The following is a 17,060-nucleotide window of genomic DNA, read 5'->3' as shown; positions in this document are numbered from 1 at the left end:
CTGTGGGAGCGGGCCTGTGGCGAGGGGGCTTGCCCCCGTTGGGCCGCGAAGCAGCCCTAAACTCAGCAATTGCGTGCCTTCTGGAGGACCGCATCCGCAGGTTTTACGACCGCTTCGCGCTCGAACGGGGGCAAGCCCCCTCGCCACACAAGCCCTACTGCCACAATGGCTTTTTACTTAATTGGTCTGGGCTCCCTGGTTGATCCAGGCACCAATCAGGTCACGCTCTTGCTGGGTCATCTGTGTGATGTTGCCCAGTGGCATGATCTGGCTGGCGACGGCTTGCGCCTGGATCCGCGGGGCCAATTGCTGGATTTGTTGCGGGGTGTCGAACATCACGCCGGCCGGGGCTGCACTGAACAGCGGGCTGGTCGGTTTGGCCGAGTGGCACACGGCGCAGCGTTCCTGAATCACGCTGTGCACCTTGTCGAACGCCGGGCCCTGGTTCGAAGCTTGGGCCGGTGCAGCGGCAGGCGCGGCAGGCTTGGCTTCAGCAGGTTTGGCGCCACCGCCCAGGGCGGTTTCCGGCAACGGCTGGTACTCGATGGTGCCAGGGGCCTTGGCCACTTCCGGTGCGCTCGGCATCTGTGCCGGGCCGGTCACGTAGGCCAGGCTGATCATGCCGACAGCGGCGACCGGCAGGGTCCAGGCAAACTTGTGGCTGTCGTGACGGGTGTTGAAGTAGTGACGCACCAACACCGCCAGCACCGCGATCCCGGCCAGGATCAGCCAGTTGTATTGGCTGCCGTAGGTGCTCGGGAAGTGGTTGCTGATCATGATGAACAGCACCGGCAAGGTGAAGTAGTTGTTGTGCCGTGAACGCAGCAAACCTTTGGCCGGCAGCGCCGGATCCGGTGTGCGGTTCTCGGCAATTGCCGCGACCAGTGCGCGTTGCGCCGGCATGATGATGCGGAACACGTTGCCGACCATGATGGTGCCGATGATCGCGCCGACGTGCAGGTACGCACCCCGACCGCTGAACACTTTGCTGAAGCCGTAAGCGGCGCCAATGATCAGCACGAACAGGATGAAACCCAGCAGGGCAGGGCGTTTGCCCAGGGCCGAGTCGCACAGGAAGGAGTAGATGAACCAGCCGATGAACAGCGAGCCGATACCGATGGCCACGCCTTCAGGACCGCTCAGGGTGCTGCCCGGTGCCAGCAGGTACAACGTCGGGTTGGAGTAGAACACCACGCACAGCAGCGCGATCCCTGACATCCAGGTGAAGTAGGCTTCCCATTTGAACCAGTGCAGGTTGTCCGGCATGGTCGGTGGAGCCAGTTTGTATTTTTCCAGGTGATAGATACCGCCGCCATGGATCGCCCACAGATCGCCTGCCAGACCACTTTTCGGGTTGACCCGATTGAGGTTGTTTTCCAGCCAGACGAAATAGAACGACGCACCGATCCAGGCCACGCCAGTAATCATGTGAACCCAGCGCACGCTCAGGTTCAGCCATTCCAACAGATGTGCTTCCACAGTCTTTACCTCTCGCCTGTCACTCTGTTGTCGAGTGATCAGACCTTCTCTTATTGGTGGGGGGCGAGGATCAAACGCTCATCCTCTTTGAAAAAATGCTCATCGCAGTTATTGCCTGTGCCACTGCGATCAACCACCAGGAAGTCATCCCGCTTTTCGATCGTCAGCACCGGATGGTGCCAAACGCCGCGATGGTAATTAATGCCCTGCCTGCCGTTGGTAACGAAGGCGCGGACCAAGCCTGATACAGGTTCATCGCCAAGTGGCGCGACCACGATCAGAAAGGGGTTGCCGAGCAGCGGAATGAAAGCCTGGCTGCCCAGCGGGTGACGCTCCAGCATGCTGACGGTCAGCGGCATGTCCTGCGCGTCGGCGCGGAAGATGCTGATGATCGCGTTGTCCTCTGGCGTGGCGGTTTCCACCGTCGCCAGTTTATGGAAGCGCATGGTCGAACCGTTGTTGATCATGAAGTGATCGCTGCCGTCGGTTTCGATCACGTCACCGAAAGGGGCGAAGGCTTCTTTGGTCAGCGGTTCAATCGTCAGTGTGCGCATGCTGGTCTTCTTTTCCGAGTTCTGTGTTGTTGGTTCCGCTCTTGTGGCGAGGGAGCTTGCTCCCGCTGGAGTGCGAAGCGCTCCCAAGCTTTTGGGGCCGCTTCGCAGCCCAGCGGGAGCAAGCTCCCTCGCCACAGGTTCAGCGCTTATTTAGCGACCTTGCCCAATACGCGCAGGCGACTCACACCACCATCCGGGAACACGTTCAGGCGGATGTGGGTGATCGGGCCCAGGGCCTTGATCTGCTCGGCGAAGGTGTGTTCGGCGTGCATTTCCAGTTTCTGCGCTGGCAGCAGTTCGCGCCAGAACAGCGATTGGGTTTCGATCTGGCTGTCGGTGCCGCCCTTCACGAAAGCGCCCTGGATCGAGCACGTGTCCGGGTAGTTGCCCTTGAAGTGCAGGGTGTCGACGATGACTTTCTCGACTTCGCCGGCATGACCCAAGGCGACGATTACCCAGTCATTGCCCGGCGTGCGACGACGTGCAGTTTCCCAGCCGTCGCCCATGTTGATGCCACGGCCCGGGTTGAGGATGTTGCTCATGCGACCGAAGTGTTCGTCGGAGCAGGCGAGGGCGCGGCCACCGTTCAAGGCTGCAGCGAGGTCGATCTGCTCGTTGTCGCCAACGGCCGACCAGTCGCGGTGCGGCACGCCGTACACGCGCAGACGCGCCACGCCGCCATCCGGGTAGATGTTGAAGCGCAGGTGGCTGAAGGCCTGGTCGTTATTGATTTCGTGGTAGTGGTGGCTGTTGCCTTGCAGCTCGACGGCCGACAGCACTTCAACCCACTGGGTGTTTTCGGTTGGCTCGCCTTCAGCCAGGAAACAGGCTTCCAGGGAGGCCGACGGCGGGTAGTTGCCGGTGAAGAATGAAGTGTCGATGTCCACGCCTTTGATCGAGCCTGCTACACCCAGGCGGATCACGGCGCTGTCATAGCCTTCGAAGCGCTTGCGGCGCGATTCCCAGCCGTCCATCCACTTGCCGTTGTCATCGAACACGCCTTCTTTCCACACAGCCGGGGTTGGCTGGAACAGGCGGTTGGCATCAGCGAACCAGTCATCGGTGACCGAGATGATTTTGGTGCCCAGGCGGGCGTCGGCCAGGTTGACGAACTTCTCGAAAGGTACGGCGTAAGCTTTCATTCTTCTTGTCTGCCTTTAATAAGTTGGCTTGGGATGCTTGCAGGGCCCTGGGAAACGCAAGCGTTCATGAGGTTTCTCGGGCCAGGCTCGCTATAGGGTCAGTAAACGGAACAGGGCGATCTTGTTGATCTCTGCCAGCGCGCATTTGAATTCGGTATCTGCCGAGTTGTGAATGCGCGTTTCGAACGCCGCGAGGATCTGATGCCGGTTGCTGCCTTTTACCGCCATGATGAAGGGAAACTTGAACTTGGCCTTGTAGGCGTCGTTCAGCTCGGTGAAGCGCTGGAACTCTTCGGCCGTGCATTGGTGAATACCGGCGCCCGCTTGTTCATTGGTGCTGGCTTCGGTCAGTTGGCCCTGGACGGCGGCTTTGCCGGCCAGGTCCGGGTGAGCGTTGATCAGGGCCAGTTGGCTTGCGTGATCAGCGCTCAACAGGATGTCGCTCATGCGCTGGTGCAGGGTTTCGATCTGGTCGATCGAAGCGTCCTGGCCCAGGTCGAAGGCCTTCTCGGCCACCCATGGCGAATGTTCGTAGATGTCAGCGAACGCGGCGACGAATGCATCGCGGTTCAGGCTCGACGGTTTCAGGGTTTGAAAGGTGCTCATTTGGCAGCCCCTTGGTACGGGTGGGTGTCGTGCCAGTGGCGAGCGATGTCGACACGGCGGCTGAACCACACCTGTTCATGACTTTTAGCGTATTCGATAAAGCGCTTGAGCGAGGCGAGACGCGCCGGACGGCCGATCAAGCGGCAGTGCAGACCAATCGAGAGCATCTTCGGCGCTTCGGCACCTTCGGCGTACAGCACATCGAACGCGTCTTTGAGGTATTCGAAGAAATCGTCGCCCTTGTTGAAACCCTGGACCTGAGTGAAGCGCATGTCGTTGGTGTCCAGGGTGTACGGGATCACCAGGTGCGGCTTGCCGGTCGGGTTGTTCGGTTCCCAGTAGGGCAGGTCGTCGTCGTAGGTGTCGCAGTCGTAGAGGAAACCGCCTTCTTCCATCACCAGCCGACGGGTGTTCGGGCCGGTGCGGCCGGTGTACCAGCCCAATGGGCGTTCGCCGGTGAGTTCGGTGAGGATGCGGATCGCTTCGAGCATGTGCTCGCGTTCCTGCGCTTCGTCCATGTACTGATAGTCGATCCAGCGGTAGCCGTGGCTGCAGATCTCGTGGCCAGCATCTACCATCGCGCGGATCACGTCCGGGTGGCGCTGGGCGGCCATCGCGACGGCGAAGATGGTCAACGGGATGTCGAATTCCTTGAACAGCTTCAGCACCCGCCACACGCCGGCGCGGCTGCCATACTCGTAAAGGGATTCCATACTCATGTTGCGCGCGCCTTGCAGCGGCTGCGCCGAGACCATTTCCGAGAGGAAGGCTTCGGATTCTTTATCGCCGTGCAGGATATTGCGCTCGCCACCTTCCTCGTAATTGAGCACGAAGGACAGGGCGATGCGGGCATTGCCCGGCCAGTGTGGGTGCGGAGGGTTACTGCCGTAACCGACCAGGTCGCGTGGGTAGTCAGCGCTCACTGCAGTCTTCCTTCTTATTCGTTGACAGGTTTGTGTGGCGGCCTGGCGATCAGACGCAAGGCTGGCGTCACAGCGATGGGCTGATTGTATACAACTTTATATCCACTTTGTAAGCCTGAATTTTTGCATTTTTCATTGACTGTCATGAAAGGATGCTACTGCAAGAAACCTGCCTGACTGGTCAGCTAATGGATAGAAGGTCCGCTGCACGCATGGTTTGTGGTCAGATTCGCCGTGAATCGTGGAATGGCGGTGGTCAGGATAAAAATGTCGTTTTTATTGTGTACAATTTTTTTGAAAAGTGTCTTAATCAGTCGCTCGCCGCAGCTTTTCGTGCTCCGAAACGGTGCGGTCTCCTTTCAACTGACTTCGGGAGGCGCGAGGCCTGACTGCAGCATGCAGCCAGACGCGCAGAATCAATGGGACGTTTGACTACACACGTTTTGGACGCTGCACACGGTTGCCCGGGCAGCTCGATCAAGGTCGAGTTGTACCGCGTTGAAGGCTCGCAACTGGAATTGGTCGCCAGTGCGATCACCAACAGCGATGGCCGTGTCGATGCACCGTTGCTGCAAGGCGATGACTACCGTTCCGGGGTCTATCAGGTTCAGTTTCATGCGGGCGATTACTACCGCGCCCGTGGCGTTCAGCTGCCGGAGCCGGCGTTCCTGGATGTGGTGGTGCTGCGGTTCGGCATCTCTGCCGAGCAGGATCACTACCATGTGCCGTTGCTGATTTCGCCCTATAGCTATTCGACCTACAGAGGAAGCTAGACTCCCCCAAGAATCTGCGCATAAAGCTTCTTTGGTCTTTTGCCCGCCCACACTGCGGGCTTTTTTTTGTCCTTGGGAAAGTCAAAAGATCGCAGCCTTCGGCAGCTCCTACATGGAAACGCATTCCCCTGTAGGAGCTGTCGAGTGCAACGAGGCTGCGATCTTTTGCGCTTAACGGCTCAACAACGACGCCGCCCCCGCACCACTGAACAACCCGGCACTGATCCGGTTAAACCAACTCTGCCCTTTGCCCGTGCGCAGATACCGCGCCGCGCCATGCGCGCCCAGCCCATAGGCCAACTTGCACAACAGATCGAGCACGGTCCAGGTAGCGATCATCACCAACAATTGCGGCAGGAACGGTTGCTCGGCGCTCAAGAATTGCGGCAGGAAAGCGGCGAAGAACAGGATGTCTTTCGGATTGCTCGCACCCAGCACGAACGCGCGACCAAACAGCGCACGAAAACGCGGCACTGGCGCAGCCTGGGGCACTTCGGCACCGACTGATGGCTGACGCGATTGCTGCCAGCTCTGCCAGGCGAGGTAGAACAGGTACAGCGCGCCGACGATCTTCAGCGCGCTGAACAGCTGTTCCGACGCCAGCAGCAGAGCGCCCAGACCCAATGCCGAGGCACTGAGCAAGCAAATCGAGGCAATCACTCCACCGAGAAACGCCGGGTAGGAACGGCGCAAACCGTAGTTCAAACTGTTGCTGATCATCAGCAAAGACAATGGCCCCGGGATCAGGATCACCACCAGCGCAGCGCCGCTGAACAGCAGCCAGGTTTCCAGACTCATCACTTTCCTCCAAATATGCAAAAGCCCCACCCGACGGGGTGAGGCTGTTTGAAGCTATGACCGCTTACAAGAAAACGAACTTGGCGATAAAGATCGCGCAGAGCACCCACAAGCTGACGGAAATTTCCTTGTACTTACCGGTGCCGGCCTTCAGCACCACATAAGTGATGAAGCCCAGCGCGATGCCATCGGCGACCGAGAAGGTCAACGGCATCATGATCGCGGTGACAATCGCCGGAATGCTGTCAGTCGCTTCATCCCATTCGATGTGCGCCATGCCGCTCATCATCAGCATCGCTACATAAATCAGCGCACCGGCGGTTGCGTAAGCGGGAATCATGCCAGCCAGCGGTGCGAAGAACATCGCGGCAATAAATAGCACACCTACGGTCACTGCGGTAAGACCAGTCCGACCACCAGCGGCTACACCCGCGGCACTTTCTACATAGCTTGTTACTGGCGGAACACCGACCATCGCCCCGAAAACGCTGGAGGCGCTATCGGCTTTCATGGCGCGGGACAGGTTTTCGATGCGGCCTTCAGCATTCACCAGATTGGCGCGCTGGGCGACGCCCATCAAGGTGCCGGCGGTGTCAAACATGTGCACGAAAAGGAAGGCCAGCACTACGCTGATCATGCTGACGTTGAACACGCCGGCCACGTTCATGGCCATCCAGGTCGGCGCCAGGCTTGGCGGGGCAGACATGATGCCCTCGTAGTGGACCAGGCCCAGTCCCCAACCGGCGAGGGTCACGGTGATGATGCTGATGAGAATCGCGCCGAAGACTTTGTGGTAGCTGAGCACCGCAATCATCAGGAAGCAGATGGCGGCCAGCAGCGGGCCGGGTTCGCGCAAGGAGCCGAGCTTGATCAGGGTCGCCGGGCTGTCGACGACGATGCCGGCGGTTTTCAGGCCGATGATCCCCAAAAACAGCCCGACACCGGCGCCCATGGCGTAGCGCAGACTGACCGGAATGCTGTTGAGCAGCCATTCGCGAATCTTGGAGAAGGTCAGGATCATGAACAACACACCGGAGACAAACACCGCGCCGAGGGCGGTTTCCCAGTTGTAGCCCATGGTGCCGACCACGGTGTAGGTGAAGAATGCGTTGAGGCCCATACCCGGCGCGAGGCCGACCGGCCAGTTGGCGTACAGGCCCATCAACAGGCAACCCAGCGCAGCGGCGATGCACGTGGCGACGAACGCGGCGCCGTGATCAATGCCGGCGTCGGCCATGATGTTCGGGTTGACGAAGATGATGTAAGCCATGGTGATGAAGGTTGTCAGACCGGCAATCAGCTCGGTCTTCACCGTGGTGCCGTGCAAGGAGAGTTTGAAGATGCGCTCCAGCCAGCCATTGCGTAACGGCGGCGAGAGATCCAGCGACGGGGCTTCGGATTTGCGGCTTTCCACAGCGAGTACTCCTCAAGAGTTTTATTTTTATTTCCAGGGCCGGACCCATGAGGGTGGCAGCGGCCCTTTGAGGCACTTGCGAATTTGTTGACCTCTTGGTCAGGAACTCGCACGAAGTGGATTATGCTTTTGTATACAAATAAAGCAAATAATGTTTTTGATTTTGTCGACGAAAAGTCTGGCGATAGGGATATATCGCCTGGAGGGACGCCTTCGCGAGCAAGCCCGCTCCCACACTCGACCGCATTCCCCTGAAGGAACCCGATCACCTGTGGGAGCGGGCTTGCTCGCGAAGGCGCCAGATCAATTCATAAAAATCCAACAGACAGTCCGCTTAGTCCGCGGTCACTTGGCTTTTCCCCAACGCCAGATTCACCGCCAACCACCCATCCACCGCCGCTTCCCCAGCCTCGGCAAACACCCGCTCCAGCAATTTCACCTGCTCACGCCGCAATGACTGCTCGAACCGCGCGCCATCCTCGGTCAACTCCAGCAGCCGCTTACGCTTGTCGGCCTCGGACGCCACGCTCTCCACCAGATGCATTTCCACCAATTGCCGCAACGGCATGTTCAGCGCCTGCTTGGTCACGCCTAGCAGCGCGAGCAATTCCTTCACGCTCAGGTTCGGGTAGCGGGCGATGAAAAACACGATGCGTTGATGCACCCGACTCAAGCCTCGACGTTCAAGCATTTCGTCAGCCTTGGCGGTGAACGCCTGGTAGCCGAAGAAAAACGCTTCCATGGCGTGTTGCTGGGTCGTTGGGTTTTTAAGGTCAAGCATATTGACGTATCCGCTCAAGCTGTCGTAATTTCGGTCAACCAGTTTGACTCATTTTCCTCAGGCCTCGCTACCGGTGACCCCATGGCTTTTTCCGAACGTGTCTCGCGCCTTAAAAGTTCTTTGATCCGTGAAATCCTCGCCGCAGCCCAGCGCCCGGAGGTGATGTCGTTCGCTGGCGGCTTGCCGGCCGAAGCCATGCTGCCGAAAGTCGAATGGGCCGACATGCCGTTGTCCATGGGCCAATACGGCATGAGCGAAGGTGAGCCTGCGTTGCGCGAAGCCCTCGCTGCCGAAGCGCGAGCGTTAGGTGTGCCGTGCGAGGCAAGTCAGGTGCTGGTGGTCAGCGGCTCCCAGCAAACTCTCGATCTGGCGGCCAAGCTCTACATCGACAAAGGCACCGAGATCCTGCTCGAAGCGCCGACCTATCTGGCGGCGTTGCAGATTTTCCAGCTGTTCGGCGCCGACTGCATCACCGTCCCGCAGGAAGCCGACGGCCCGAACCTGCCTCAGTTGCGGGCGCGCCTGGAACAGCACAAACCCGCCTTCATCTACCTGATCCCGACCTTCCAGAACCCGTCGGCAGTGCGCTACAGCGAAGCCAAGCGCGATGCGGTGGCGGCGTTGCTGGACGAATTCGGTGTCACGCTGATCGAAGACGAACCGTACCGCGAGCTAACCTTCGACGGCGGCAGTGCCACACCGATTGTCAGTCGCTTGAAAAAGGCCAGTTGGATCTACACCGGCACCGTGTCCAAAACCCTGTTGCCAGGGCTGCGGGTCGGTTACCTGATCGCCAGCCCGGACCTGTTCCCACACTTGTTGAAACTCAAGCAATCGGCGGATCTGCACACCAATCGAGTAGGGCAGTGGCAGGCGCTGCAATGGATCGGCACCGAGAAATTCCAGCAGCACCTCAGCGAATTGCGGGACTTCTATCGGGTGCGCCGGGATGCTTTCCAGTCAGCACTGGAAACCCATTTCTCCGATCTGGCGGACTGGAACGTGCCGCAAGGCGGGCTGTTTTTCTGGCTGACACTCAAGCAACCGCTGGATACTCGAACCTTGCTCAAGGCTGCGTTGGCGGCGGATGTGGCGTTTATGCCGGGGGAGCCATTCTTTCCGGACCCGGACAATCATCCTGGGCATCTGCGGCTGAATTTCAGTCACATTGATCCGGCGCGGTTGGATGAAGGGTTGAAGCGGTTGGCGGCGGTGGTCAGGCAGGCGCTGGTGGCGGAAGCGGCTTGAGGGGAGGGTAGAAATGAATAAACCGGCGCGAGGGCCGGTTTATTTTTGTCTGGATGTTGTGGCGTACCTCTTCGCGAGCAAGCCCGCTCCCACATTCGACCGCGTTTCACCTGAAGGAACTCGGTCACCTGTGGGAGCGGGCTTGCTCGCGAAGGCGTCAGTCAGAGCACCGCAAACCCATCAAACCGCCGCAAACCGCTTATCCAGATAATCAATAATCACCTTGGACTCATACATCCACGTGGTCTGGCCATTCTCTTCAATCCGCAGGCACGGCACTTTGATCTTGCCGCCCTGGTCCAGCAGGGTCTGGCGATCCTGTTCATTGTTCTTCGCATCGCGCAACGCCACCGGCACGTTCAAGCGGCGCAGGGTCCGGCGGGTTTTCACGCAGAACGGGCAGGCGTGGAACTGATACAGGGTCAGGTCCTTGGCGGCGGAGTTGACCTGAGCCTGAGCCTCGGCCGGGCGCTGTTTCTTGCCCGGGCGGGTGATGAAGTCGATGAAGATGATCAGTTGGCCAAGGCCGACACGAAGCGCTTTTACGAACACGTTGAAAGCCTCACGGTGGGAATTGTGAAAGGCGCGCAGCTTACCTGATTTTTCACAGGCGAAAAAAAACCGGCGATGAATGCCGGTTTTCTTCGTGACGCGAATTACTTGATCAGGCTGAGAAACTCGCTGCGAGTCGCTGCGTTTTCGCGGAACTCACCGAGCATCACCGAAGTGATCATCGACGAATTCTGCTTCTCGACACCGCGCATCATCATGCACATGTGCTTGGCCTCGATCACCACCGCAACGCCCAGGGCGCCGGTGACTTGCTGGACCGCATCGGCGATCTGGCGGCTGAGGTTTTCCTGGATCTGCAGGCGGCGGGCGTACATATCGACGATCCGCGCGACTTTCGACAGCCCCAATACCTTGCCGCTCGGGATGTAGGCGACGTGGGCCTTGCCGATGAACGGCAGCAGGTGGTGTTCGCACAACGAGTAGAGCTCGATGTCCTTGACCAGCACCATTTCGCTGTTGTCGGAGCTGAACAAGGCACCGTTGGTGACTTCTTCCAGCGTCTGTTCATAACCGCGGCAGAGGTACTGCATGGCTTTGGCGGCACGTTTTGGCGTGTCGAGCAGGCCCTCGCGGGAGACGTCCTCGCCCAATTGGCCGAGAATCGCGGTGTAATTCTGTTCCAGGGACATGAAACTACCTGTGGGATTTTTCGCAAAGGGCAAGGGTACGGTGGCGGACACGGCGCTGCAAGCGTGGCGCGACAGCTTTAGTCGTCGCGACCTTCCATCATGGTGCGTTTGAGCATCACATAAACCGCTCCGGCGCCGCCGTGTTTCGGTTGGCAGGAGGTAAAACCGAGCACCTGTGAATGTTGGCGCAGCCAGGTGTTGACATGACTTTTGATCATCGGCCGCTTGCCGTCCAGGCGTACTGCCTTGCCGTGGGTGACGCGCACGCAGCGGATTTCGAATTTGGTCGCTTCGGCGAGAAACGCCCAGAGGGTTTCCCGAGCCTTTTCCACGTTCATGCCGTGCAGGTCGAGGCTGCCTTCGAACGGGATCTGACCAATCTTGAGTTTGCGGATCTGGCTTTCCTGGACGCCGTCGCGGGCCCACATCAACTCGTCTTCCGGGCCGACATCAATCACAAACTGATCGGACAACCCGTCAACGGTGGTGGCATCGGTGCGCACGGTGGCGGCTTGACGCAGCTTGGCGATCTGCGCGCGGTCAGCTTTGGGTTTGCCGGTTTCGGCGCGATCGTGCTTGATCGGCTTGACGCCTTGGATCGCACTTTTGAACAGGGAAAAATCGTCGTCTTGCATGTCAGCCTCCGCGAAGGGCGGCCAGTTTACCCAAGTCGAGACGCTATCCATAACAATTGGCGCCCGGCGCAACGCCGGGCCCTGGATTCAGTCGTGTTTTTTCATCAAATGCGGGGCCATGTTCAGCGCTTGCGATTGGCGCGAACGGCGACGGCAGCGACGCCACAGCCACACACCGATGTACAGAACGAACAGGCCAATCACCAGAATCACTGCCGAACCGACCTTGTTGGTATTCAGCTCGCCCATGGCGGGCGCGTGGCCGAGCAGGCTGCCGACACCGGCCAGCGTCATCAATACGCCGAGCATCGCCAGCAGGGCTGCAATGGCTGCGCCGATTCGAAAACGCCAGTTGCTTTGGCCTTTGGGCCGCAAGCGGCGTGCATCAAAACCATCGGATAACTTCATTCCGACCTTCCTCAATGGGTATCGGCCCTTCGACCGGGAGTTGACCGGGATGTTCCTGAGGCTAAGGCAATTGCAGCAAATGATAGGCTTTTGCGGATGAGCGGCGGCATCAACCGCTCATCTGAAGTCGATCAGATCAGATCGTGGGTCAGGGCGAGGGTGGCGAAGTTGTCCGCCATAATCGCCATTTCGGTCTGCTGAACATGCTCGGCGCTGAGCACGCCGCCCTTGTAAGGCAGGTCGCGGGTCGCACAGGCATCTTCCACCAGGGTGCAACGAAAACCCAGGTTCTTCGCGGCGCGCACGGTGGTGCTGACGCTGGAGTGACTCATGAAACCGCAGACGATCAGGTCCAGGGAGCCGAGTTCCTGCAAGCGATCATACAGCGTGGTGCCGTGGAACGCGCTGGGCAGCAGCTTGCCGATAATGGTTTCGTCGCCCTGTGGCTCCAGGCCCGGGATGAATTCCCCGCGCTCGCCCTGTGGATCGAACAGCCCGCCGACGGTGCCGAGGTGACGCACATGCACAATCGGCCGACCGGCTGCACGGGCAGCGGCCACCACTTGTTTGATGTTCGCGACGGCAGCATCCATGCCGCTCAGGGCCAGCGGGCCGCTGAGGTATTCTTTCTGGGCATCGATGATGACCACGGTCGCATGGCTCAGATTGGCCGCCGCGTAACCGCGACCGCTGAGTTGAAACATCGTTTTTGGAACGGACATTCTGGGGCTCCTTGGAGTGGGGCTTTTGCGACATTGTCCTCTGGCTGAGCGGTTCTGTGAATCGCTACCATCGTAGGCACCGTCGTTGCTGGCTTGCAGCCTTGTCAAGATGGTCATTCTGTTCAATAGCCAGGCAGAAAAATGGATAAGTCCTACATCTGATCCGGTGTTTTTCCTGCGTCGTCGTGGCGCGTTTTGGCTGTTAGAATTGCCAGTCGTTTTTCTGCCCGTCGTTTTATTTGGAGTCGCCGCTGTGATCACTTCCCGCCTTCGTACCCTGCGTGACCATATCCGTTGGGCCGTCAGCCGTTTCCATGGGGAGGATCTGTTTTTCGGCCATGGGACCGACAACGCCTGGGATGAAGCCCGTCAACTGGTATTGGGTGCGCTGCACCTGCCGTGGGAAATTGCCGACAGCTATCTGGACTGCAATCTGGAAGAGGATGAGCTGGTCAATCTGCAACGCCTGCTCAAGCGTCGCATCGAGGAACGCATTCCTACCGCTTACCTGTTGGGCGAGGCGTGGTTCTGCGGCATGTCGTTCATTGTCGATGAGCGCGTGCTGATCCCGCGTTCGCCGATTGGCGAGTTGATCGAAAAGCGCTTTGCGCCGTGGCTGGGCAACGATCCTGCGCGGATTCTCGACCTGTGCACCGGTTCCGGCTGCATCGGCATCGCCTGTGCCTATGAGTTCCAGAACGCCGAAGTGGTGCTGGCCGATCTGTCGTTCGAAGCGCTGGAGGTGGCCAACCAGAACATCGAGCGCCATGGCGTTGATGAGCGGGTGTACACGGTTCAGGGCGATGGCTTTGATGGCTTGCCGGGTCAACGTTTCGACTTGATCGTGTCGAACCCGCCCTACGTCGATGCGGAAGATTTCGCCGACATGCCGGACGAATACCAGCACGAACCGGAACTGGGCCTGGCTTGCGGTGACGATGGTTTGAACCTGGTGCGCCGGATGCTCGCCGAAGCGGCGAATCACCTGACCGAGAAGGGTTTGCTGATTGTCGAAGTGGGCAACAGCCAGGTTCACGTTGAGTCGCTGTACCCGGAAGTCGACTTCGCCTGGCTCGATTTCGAGCGCGGTGGGCATGGGGTGTTCATGTTGACGGCGGAGCAGTGCCGCGATCATCAGGCGCTGTTCGCTTCCCGCGTCTGACCCCCGAAAGCAAAAGATCGCAGCCTCGTTTCACTCGACAGCTCCTACAGGATTTCCACATTCCCTGTAGGAGCTGTCGAGTGAAACGAGGCTGCGATCTTTTGATCTACCGGTGTGTAGCAATCCAGATCAACAACCCCGCCTGAAACACCGCAAACGCCACCAGGCACGTAATCGTAAAGCGCAGCCCAGCGTCTTCACGCTTGTACTTGCTGACCTTTTCTTCGTGCTTCTTGAGCTTCACTTCCTGCTCGGCCAGGTTCTGCTCGGCCTGCTGCAACATCTGCGCGGCTTCGAGAATTTCCACCTGTTGCAATTTTTCGCGATTCCAGTCCGCCAACAGGTCGCCGACCTGTACCTCTTTGACGCTGCCCTTCAAATGCTGGGCGTCGGCGTACACCACATCAAAACCATGCATGCGCAAAAAGTGATCGCGACGCAGGCGTGTGTCTTCGTTCAGCGCATCCTTGTTGTTCAGGTCGCTGCCGTCGACGGTGTAAGCGGGCCAGCGCTTTTTCGCCCAGGTAATGCCTTGAGCGGCCAGGAAGCGCCCAATGCCACGGTTCATCGGTTCAATCTGCAAACCGCTGGCAGGGCCGAAATGCACGCGTCGGGTTTCGTGATCGACCCAGACGTCCAGATGATTCTGTTCCTTGCGCACCCGCTGGCCGGGCAGCGAAATGGTCATGCGCATCAGGCTGCGCTGCTTGTCGTTGCGCTCGGCGTAACCGAACTCGACAAAACGCAATGGCCGTCCGCCGGTGTTGCGGTCGGTCTGCAGCGGCGCCAGACGGAGCATCTTGTGGTGCTCGACGTGGACGTCCGCCCACGGCAGCTCGACCGCTGGCGGTGTGTCTTTTTCAGCGGTGGTGTCGGGTGAAGTCGGGGTATCAGTCATAACGGCGAGGTCCTGTCCAAGCGCTGCTTGCCGCCAGTCATAGCGCTGGCGACAAAGGCTTATCGGCCGTTTTTTTCAAGACTGGAGGGCAAACAGCGCTTAAACAGCGCTTAACTGGAGCGAAGTCCGTCAATAAACCCGAGGATCCGCGTGCCGAGTTCGGCGGCCAGTGGCAAATTCGGGTCCTTGTAGGAGGCCAATTGCCGCTTCACATCGTTGGGCACGATGCGCATCACGTGGTTCATGCCTTCGATCACCGCCAGTTCGGCGTCCGGTTTGGCGGCTTTCAGCAGCTTGGCGTCGCCGACGCCGACCTGGATATCGCTGGTGCCCTGGATGATCAGCGCCGGCATCTTCAGTTTGGCGAAAGCGGCCGCCGGATCCTGGCGGAACAGCGAAATCAGGTACGGCTGCACGCTCGGACGGAAAATCACCTGCAACTGCGGCGGCACGTTGTCATCGGTGTGGCCGGCCTTGAGGCTGTCGAGCAGTTCATTGCTGCGCAGCATCAACGGCGGTGGCAGGCGGTTGCTCAGTTGCTGGCGCAGCACTTGATCGACCGGCCGGGCGCTGCCGGACATGGAAATCACTGCCGCCGCATCGACGCTCGGCGCCGCCAGCGTGGCAATCAGCGCGCCTTCGCTGTGACCCAGCAAAATCAGTTTGCCGAAACGCGGGTCGGCCTTGAGCTTCTGGCTCCAGGCTTCGGCGTCGGCGACGTAGGCTTCCACCGACAGATTGCGCTCGTCCGGGGTCGCGGCCAGGCTCGCCGCCACGCCGCGCTTGTCGTAGCGCACGCTGGCGATGTTGTGTTTGGCCAACACCCAGGCCAGGCGCTTGAGGCTGTCGTTGCGTCCGCCGTCGGGGTTGTTTCCGTCGCGATCCGTAGGACCGGAGCCGGAAATGATCAGGACAACCGGCACTGGCGCGTCGGATTTAGGCAGCAACAAGGAACCGAAAAGTTCTCCGGTGCCGGTATCCAAACTGATCGGTCGTTGTAGGACAGTTGCCTGAACGAAGCCGGTAAACAGGGTAAGGCTCAAGGCTAGAACTCGCAGCATCATCACGCCATCATCAATAAGGTGCCGGTTGGACTCGCGGGCACCCATAAGGTTCGAGGATGAACTACTTGGATAGCCTGCGTATACTGGCGCGCATTACGTATTCAGGTTCGATTTCACGGAGCGTCCCGCATGTCCGGCAATACCTACGGCAAGCTGTTCACTGTCACCACCGCAGGCGAAAGCCATGGTCCGGCGTTGGTCGCCATTGTCGACGGCTGCCCGCCGGGTCTGGAGATTTCCCTGGAGGATCTGCAGCGTGACCTTGACCGCCGCAAACCCGGCACCAGCCGCCACACCACCCAGCGCCAGGAAGCCGACGAAGTCGAAATCCTCAGCGGTGTGTTCGAAGGCCGCACCACCGGTTGCGCCATTGGCCTGTTGATCCGCAACACCGACCAGAAGTCCAAGGACTACTCGGCGATCAAGGATCTGTTCCGTCCGGCGCACGCCGACTACACCTACCACCACAAATACGGCGAGCGCGATTACCGTGGCGGCGGTCGCAGCTCGGCGCGGGAAACCGCGATGCGCGTGGCGGCGGGAGCGATTGCGAAGAAATACCTGGCCAGCCAGGGCATCGTCATTCGTGGCTACATGAGCCAGCTCGGCCCGATTGAAATCCCGTTCAAGACCTGGGATTCGGTGGAAGAAAACGCGTTCTTCAGCCCCGACCCGGACAAGGTGCCGGAACTGGAAGCCTATATGGACCAGTTGCGTCGCGACCAGGATTCGGTCGGCGCGAAGATCACCGTGGTCGCTGAAGGCGTGATGCCGGGCCTCGGCGAGCCGATCTTCGACCGTCTCGATGCCGAACTGGCCCACGCGCTGATGAGCATCAACGCGGTGAAAGGCGTGGAAATCGGCGCCGGTTTCGCCAGCGTCGCCCAGCGCGGCACCGAACACCGCGATGAAATGACCCCGGACGGTTTCCTCAGCAACAATGCCGGCGGCATTCTTGGCGGGATCTCTTCGGGTCAGCCAATCGTCGCGCATCTGGCATTGAAGCCGACGTCGAGCATCACCACGCCGGGCCGGTCCATCGACATCCATGGCAACCCGGTGGACGTGATCACCAAGGGTCGTCATGACCCGTGCGTCGGCATCCGTGCCACGCCGATTGCCGAAGCGATGATGGCCATCGTGCTGATGGATCACCTGCTGCGTCATCGTGGGCAGAACGCCGATGTGCGTGTGAGCACGCCGGTGTTGGGTCAGCTTTAATGGCTGACTTTAAAGCCGCCGGGGTCTGAC

19 protein-coding genes are annotated in these 17,060 nt (G+C 59.6%); 4 read left to right on the top strand and 15 right to left on the bottom strand.

Annotated elements, in window-relative coordinates; translation table 11 throughout:
* Positions 1–177 precede the first annotated feature (177 nt).
* The 5 genes from NK667_RS18375 to puuE form a co-directional block, all read right to left on the bottom strand.
* Entirely contained in the window at positions 178–1,479 is a 1,302-nt protein-coding gene (locus tag NK667_RS18375) for a urate hydroxylase PuuD (RefSeq protein ID WP_054615676.1), read from the bottom strand.
* A gap of 50 nt (positions 1,480–1,529) precedes the next feature.
* Positions 1,530–2,033 (bottom strand): ureidoglycolate lyase, encoded by a 504-nt coding sequence (locus NK667_RS18370; RefSeq protein WP_007960046.1) that lies wholly within the window; start codon positions 2,031–2,033, stop codon positions 1,530–1,532.
* Positions 2,034–2,179: 146 nt separating this feature from the next.
* Positions 2,180–3,175, bottom strand: a complete 996-nt coding sequence (gene alc, locus NK667_RS18365) for an allantoicase (RefSeq protein WP_054048716.1) — start codon at positions 3,173–3,175, stop codon at positions 2,180–2,182.
* Between the two features lie 90 nt (positions 3,176–3,265).
* On the bottom strand, positions 3,266–3,781 hold the full coding sequence (gene uraD, locus NK667_RS18360) for a 2-oxo-4-hydroxy-4-carboxy-5-ureidoimidazoline decarboxylase (RefSeq protein WP_054048714.1): 516 nt from the start codon (positions 3,779–3,781) through the stop codon (positions 3,266–3,268).
* Positions 3,778–4,704, bottom strand: coding sequence for an allantoinase PuuE (puuE, locus tag NK667_RS18355; RefSeq protein ID WP_054615675.1), 927 nt, complete (start codon positions 4,702–4,704; stop codon positions 3,778–3,780). Before puuE ends, uraD begins: the two co-directional genes overlap by 4 nt.
* A 419-nt stretch (positions 4,705–5,123) precedes the next feature.
* On the opposite strand from puuE, the gene uraH reads away from it, so the two are divergent.
* The gene (gene uraH / locus NK667_RS18350) at positions 5,124–5,477 is read left to right on the top strand and encodes a hydroxyisourate hydrolase (protein ID WP_010456673.1); all 354 of its coding nucleotides are present in this window, start codon (positions 5,124–5,126) and stop codon (positions 5,475–5,477) included.
* Between the two features lie 171 nt (positions 5,478–5,648).
* On the opposite strand, the gene NK667_RS18345 is transcribed toward uraH, so the two are convergent.
* The 3 genes from NK667_RS18345 to NK667_RS18335 all read right to left on the bottom strand — a co-directional run bounded on the left by NK667_RS18345 (position 5,649) and on the right by NK667_RS18335 (position 8,470).
* A complete protein-coding gene (locus tag NK667_RS18345) occupies positions 5,649–6,275 on the bottom strand; it encodes a LysE family translocator (protein WP_054048710.1) in 627 nt (208 codons plus the stop codon).
* Between the two features lie 64 nt (positions 6,276–6,339).
* Complete coding sequence (locus NK667_RS18340; RefSeq protein ID WP_054048708.1) at positions 6,340–7,689, bottom strand: NCS2 family permease; 1,350 nt, start codon at positions 7,687–7,689, stop codon at positions 6,340–6,342.
* A 334-nt stretch (positions 7,690–8,023) separates the two neighbouring features.
* Entirely contained in the window at positions 8,024–8,470 is a 447-nt protein-coding gene (locus NK667_RS18335; protein WP_054615674.1) for a MarR family winged helix-turn-helix transcriptional regulator, read from the bottom strand.
* 81 nt (positions 8,471–8,551) lie between these two features.
* Between NK667_RS18335 and NK667_RS18330 the strand changes: the two genes are divergently transcribed.
* Positions 8,552–9,718 carry an aminotransferase-like domain-containing protein gene (locus tag NK667_RS18330; RefSeq protein WP_054615673.1) on the top strand — a complete coding sequence of 389 codons (1,167 nt, stop codon included), beginning with the start codon at positions 8,552–8,554 and terminating at the stop codon, positions 9,716–9,718.
* A 180-nt stretch (positions 9,719–9,898) separates the two neighbouring features.
* Here the strand turns inward: NK667_RS18330 and NK667_RS18325 are convergent, their stop codons facing one another.
* The 5 genes from NK667_RS18325 to NK667_RS18305 form a co-directional block, all read right to left on the bottom strand.
* Positions 9,899–10,270, bottom strand: a complete 372-nt coding sequence (locus NK667_RS18325; protein WP_054048702.1) for a glutathione S-transferase N-terminal domain-containing protein — start codon at positions 10,268–10,270, stop codon at positions 9,899–9,901.
* 104 nt (positions 10,271–10,374) lie between these two features.
* Positions 10,375–10,920 carry a GTP cyclohydrolase I FolE gene (gene folE / locus NK667_RS18320; protein WP_003204506.1) on the bottom strand — a complete coding sequence of 182 codons (546 nt, stop codon included), beginning with the start codon at positions 10,918–10,920 and terminating at the stop codon, positions 10,375–10,377.
* 77 nt (positions 10,921–10,997) lie between these two features.
* Positions 10,998–11,555: a Smr/MutS family protein gene (locus tag NK667_RS18315; RefSeq protein WP_054615672.1), complete on the bottom strand. Its 558-nt coding sequence runs from the start codon at positions 11,553–11,555 to the stop codon at positions 10,998–11,000.
* Between the two features lie 87 nt (positions 11,556–11,642).
* Positions 11,643–11,963, bottom strand: a complete 321-nt coding sequence (locus NK667_RS18310) for a hypothetical protein (protein WP_054048599.1) — start codon at positions 11,961–11,963, stop codon at positions 11,643–11,645.
* Between the two features lie 131 nt (positions 11,964–12,094).
* The gene (locus tag NK667_RS18305; RefSeq protein WP_054048597.1) at positions 12,095–12,685 is read right to left on the bottom strand and encodes a cysteine hydrolase family protein; all 591 of its coding nucleotides are present in this window, start codon (positions 12,683–12,685) and stop codon (positions 12,095–12,097) included.
* 253 nt (positions 12,686–12,938) lie between these two features.
* Between NK667_RS18305 and prmB the strand changes: the two genes are divergently transcribed.
* Positions 12,939–13,847 carry a 50S ribosomal protein L3 N(5)-glutamine methyltransferase gene (gene prmB / locus NK667_RS18300; protein WP_054048595.1) on the top strand — a complete coding sequence of 303 codons (909 nt, stop codon included), beginning with the start codon at positions 12,939–12,941 and terminating at the stop codon, positions 13,845–13,847.
* A 106-nt stretch (positions 13,848–13,953) separates the two neighbouring features.
* Here the strand turns inward: prmB and NK667_RS18295 are convergent, their stop codons facing one another.
* Positions 13,954–14,745 carry a hypothetical protein gene (locus NK667_RS18295; RefSeq protein ID WP_054615671.1) on the bottom strand — a complete coding sequence of 264 codons (792 nt, stop codon included), beginning with the start codon at positions 14,743–14,745 and terminating at the stop codon, positions 13,954–13,956.
* 110 nt (positions 14,746–14,855) lie between these two features.
* Positions 14,856–15,854, bottom strand: a complete 999-nt coding sequence (locus tag NK667_RS18290) for an alpha/beta hydrolase (protein ID WP_054048591.1) — start codon at positions 15,852–15,854, stop codon at positions 14,856–14,858.
* A gap of 84 nt (positions 15,855–15,938) precedes the next feature.
* Between NK667_RS18290 and aroC the strand changes: the two genes are divergently transcribed.
* Entirely contained in the window at positions 15,939–17,030 is a 1,092-nt protein-coding gene (gene aroC, locus NK667_RS18285; RefSeq protein ID WP_054615670.1) for a chorismate synthase, read from the top strand.
* The last annotated feature ends 30 nt before the right edge of the window (positions 17,031–17,060 follow it).

The sequence above is a fragment of the Pseudomonas nunensis genome, assembly GCF_024296925.1.
Lineage (GTDB): Bacteria > Pseudomonadota > Gammaproteobacteria > Pseudomonadales > Pseudomonadaceae > Aquipseudomonas > Aquipseudomonas nunensis.
The sequence above is the reverse complement of the archived record's forward strand: the minus strand, read 5'-3'. Positions and strand labels throughout refer to the sequence as shown.

Bases quoted from the DNA above. Each gene is read 5' to 3' on its own strand.
- NK667_RS18310 (WP_054048599.1), bottom strand. From the start codon at position 11,963: ATGAAGTTATCCGATGGTTTTGATGCACGCCGCTTGCGGCCCAAAGGC.
- NK667_RS18335 (WP_054615674.1), bottom strand. From the start codon at position 8,470: ATGCTTGACCTTAAAAACCCAACGACCCAGCAACACGCCATGGAAGCG.
- NK667_RS18315 (WP_054615672.1), bottom strand. From the start codon at position 11,555: ATGCAAGACGACGATTTTTCCCTGTTCAAAAGTGCGATCCAAGGCGTC.
- uraH (WP_010456673.1), top strand. From the start codon at position 5,124: ATGGGACGTTTGACTACACACGTTTTGGACGCTGCACACGGTTGCCCG.
- aroC (WP_054615670.1), top strand. From the start codon at position 15,939: ATGTCCGGCAATACCTACGGCAAGCTGTTCACTGTCACCACCGCAGGC.
- uraD (WP_054048714.1), bottom strand. From the start codon at position 3,781: ATGAGCACCTTTCAAACCCTGAAACCGTCGAGCCTGAACCGCGATGCA.
- NK667_RS18330 (WP_054615673.1), top strand. From the start codon at position 8,552: ATGGCTTTTTCCGAACGTGTCTCGCGCCTTAAAAGTTCTTTGATCCGT.
- NK667_RS18290 (WP_054048591.1), bottom strand. From the start codon at position 15,854: ATGGGTGCCCGCGAGTCCAACCGGCACCTTATTGATGATGGCGTGATG.
- NK667_RS18295 (WP_054615671.1), bottom strand. From the start codon at position 14,745: ATGACTGATACCCCGACTTCACCCGACACCACCGCTGAAAAAGACACA.
- NK667_RS18345 (WP_054048710.1), bottom strand. From the start codon at position 6,275: ATGAGTCTGGAAACCTGGCTGCTGTTCAGCGGCGCTGCGCTGGTGGTG.
- alc (WP_054048716.1), bottom strand. From the start codon at position 3,175: ATGAAAGCTTACGCCGTACCTTTCGAGAAGTTCGTCAACCTGGCCGAC.
- NK667_RS18370 (WP_007960046.1), bottom strand. From the start codon at position 2,033: ATGCGCACACTGACGATTGAACCGCTGACCAAAGAAGCCTTCGCCCCT.
- folE (WP_003204506.1), bottom strand. From the start codon at position 10,920: ATGTCCCTGGAACAGAATTACACCGCGATTCTCGGCCAATTGGGCGAG.
- NK667_RS18305 (WP_054048597.1), bottom strand. From the start codon at position 12,685: ATGTCCGTTCCAAAAACGATGTTTCAACTCAGCGGTCGCGGTTACGCG.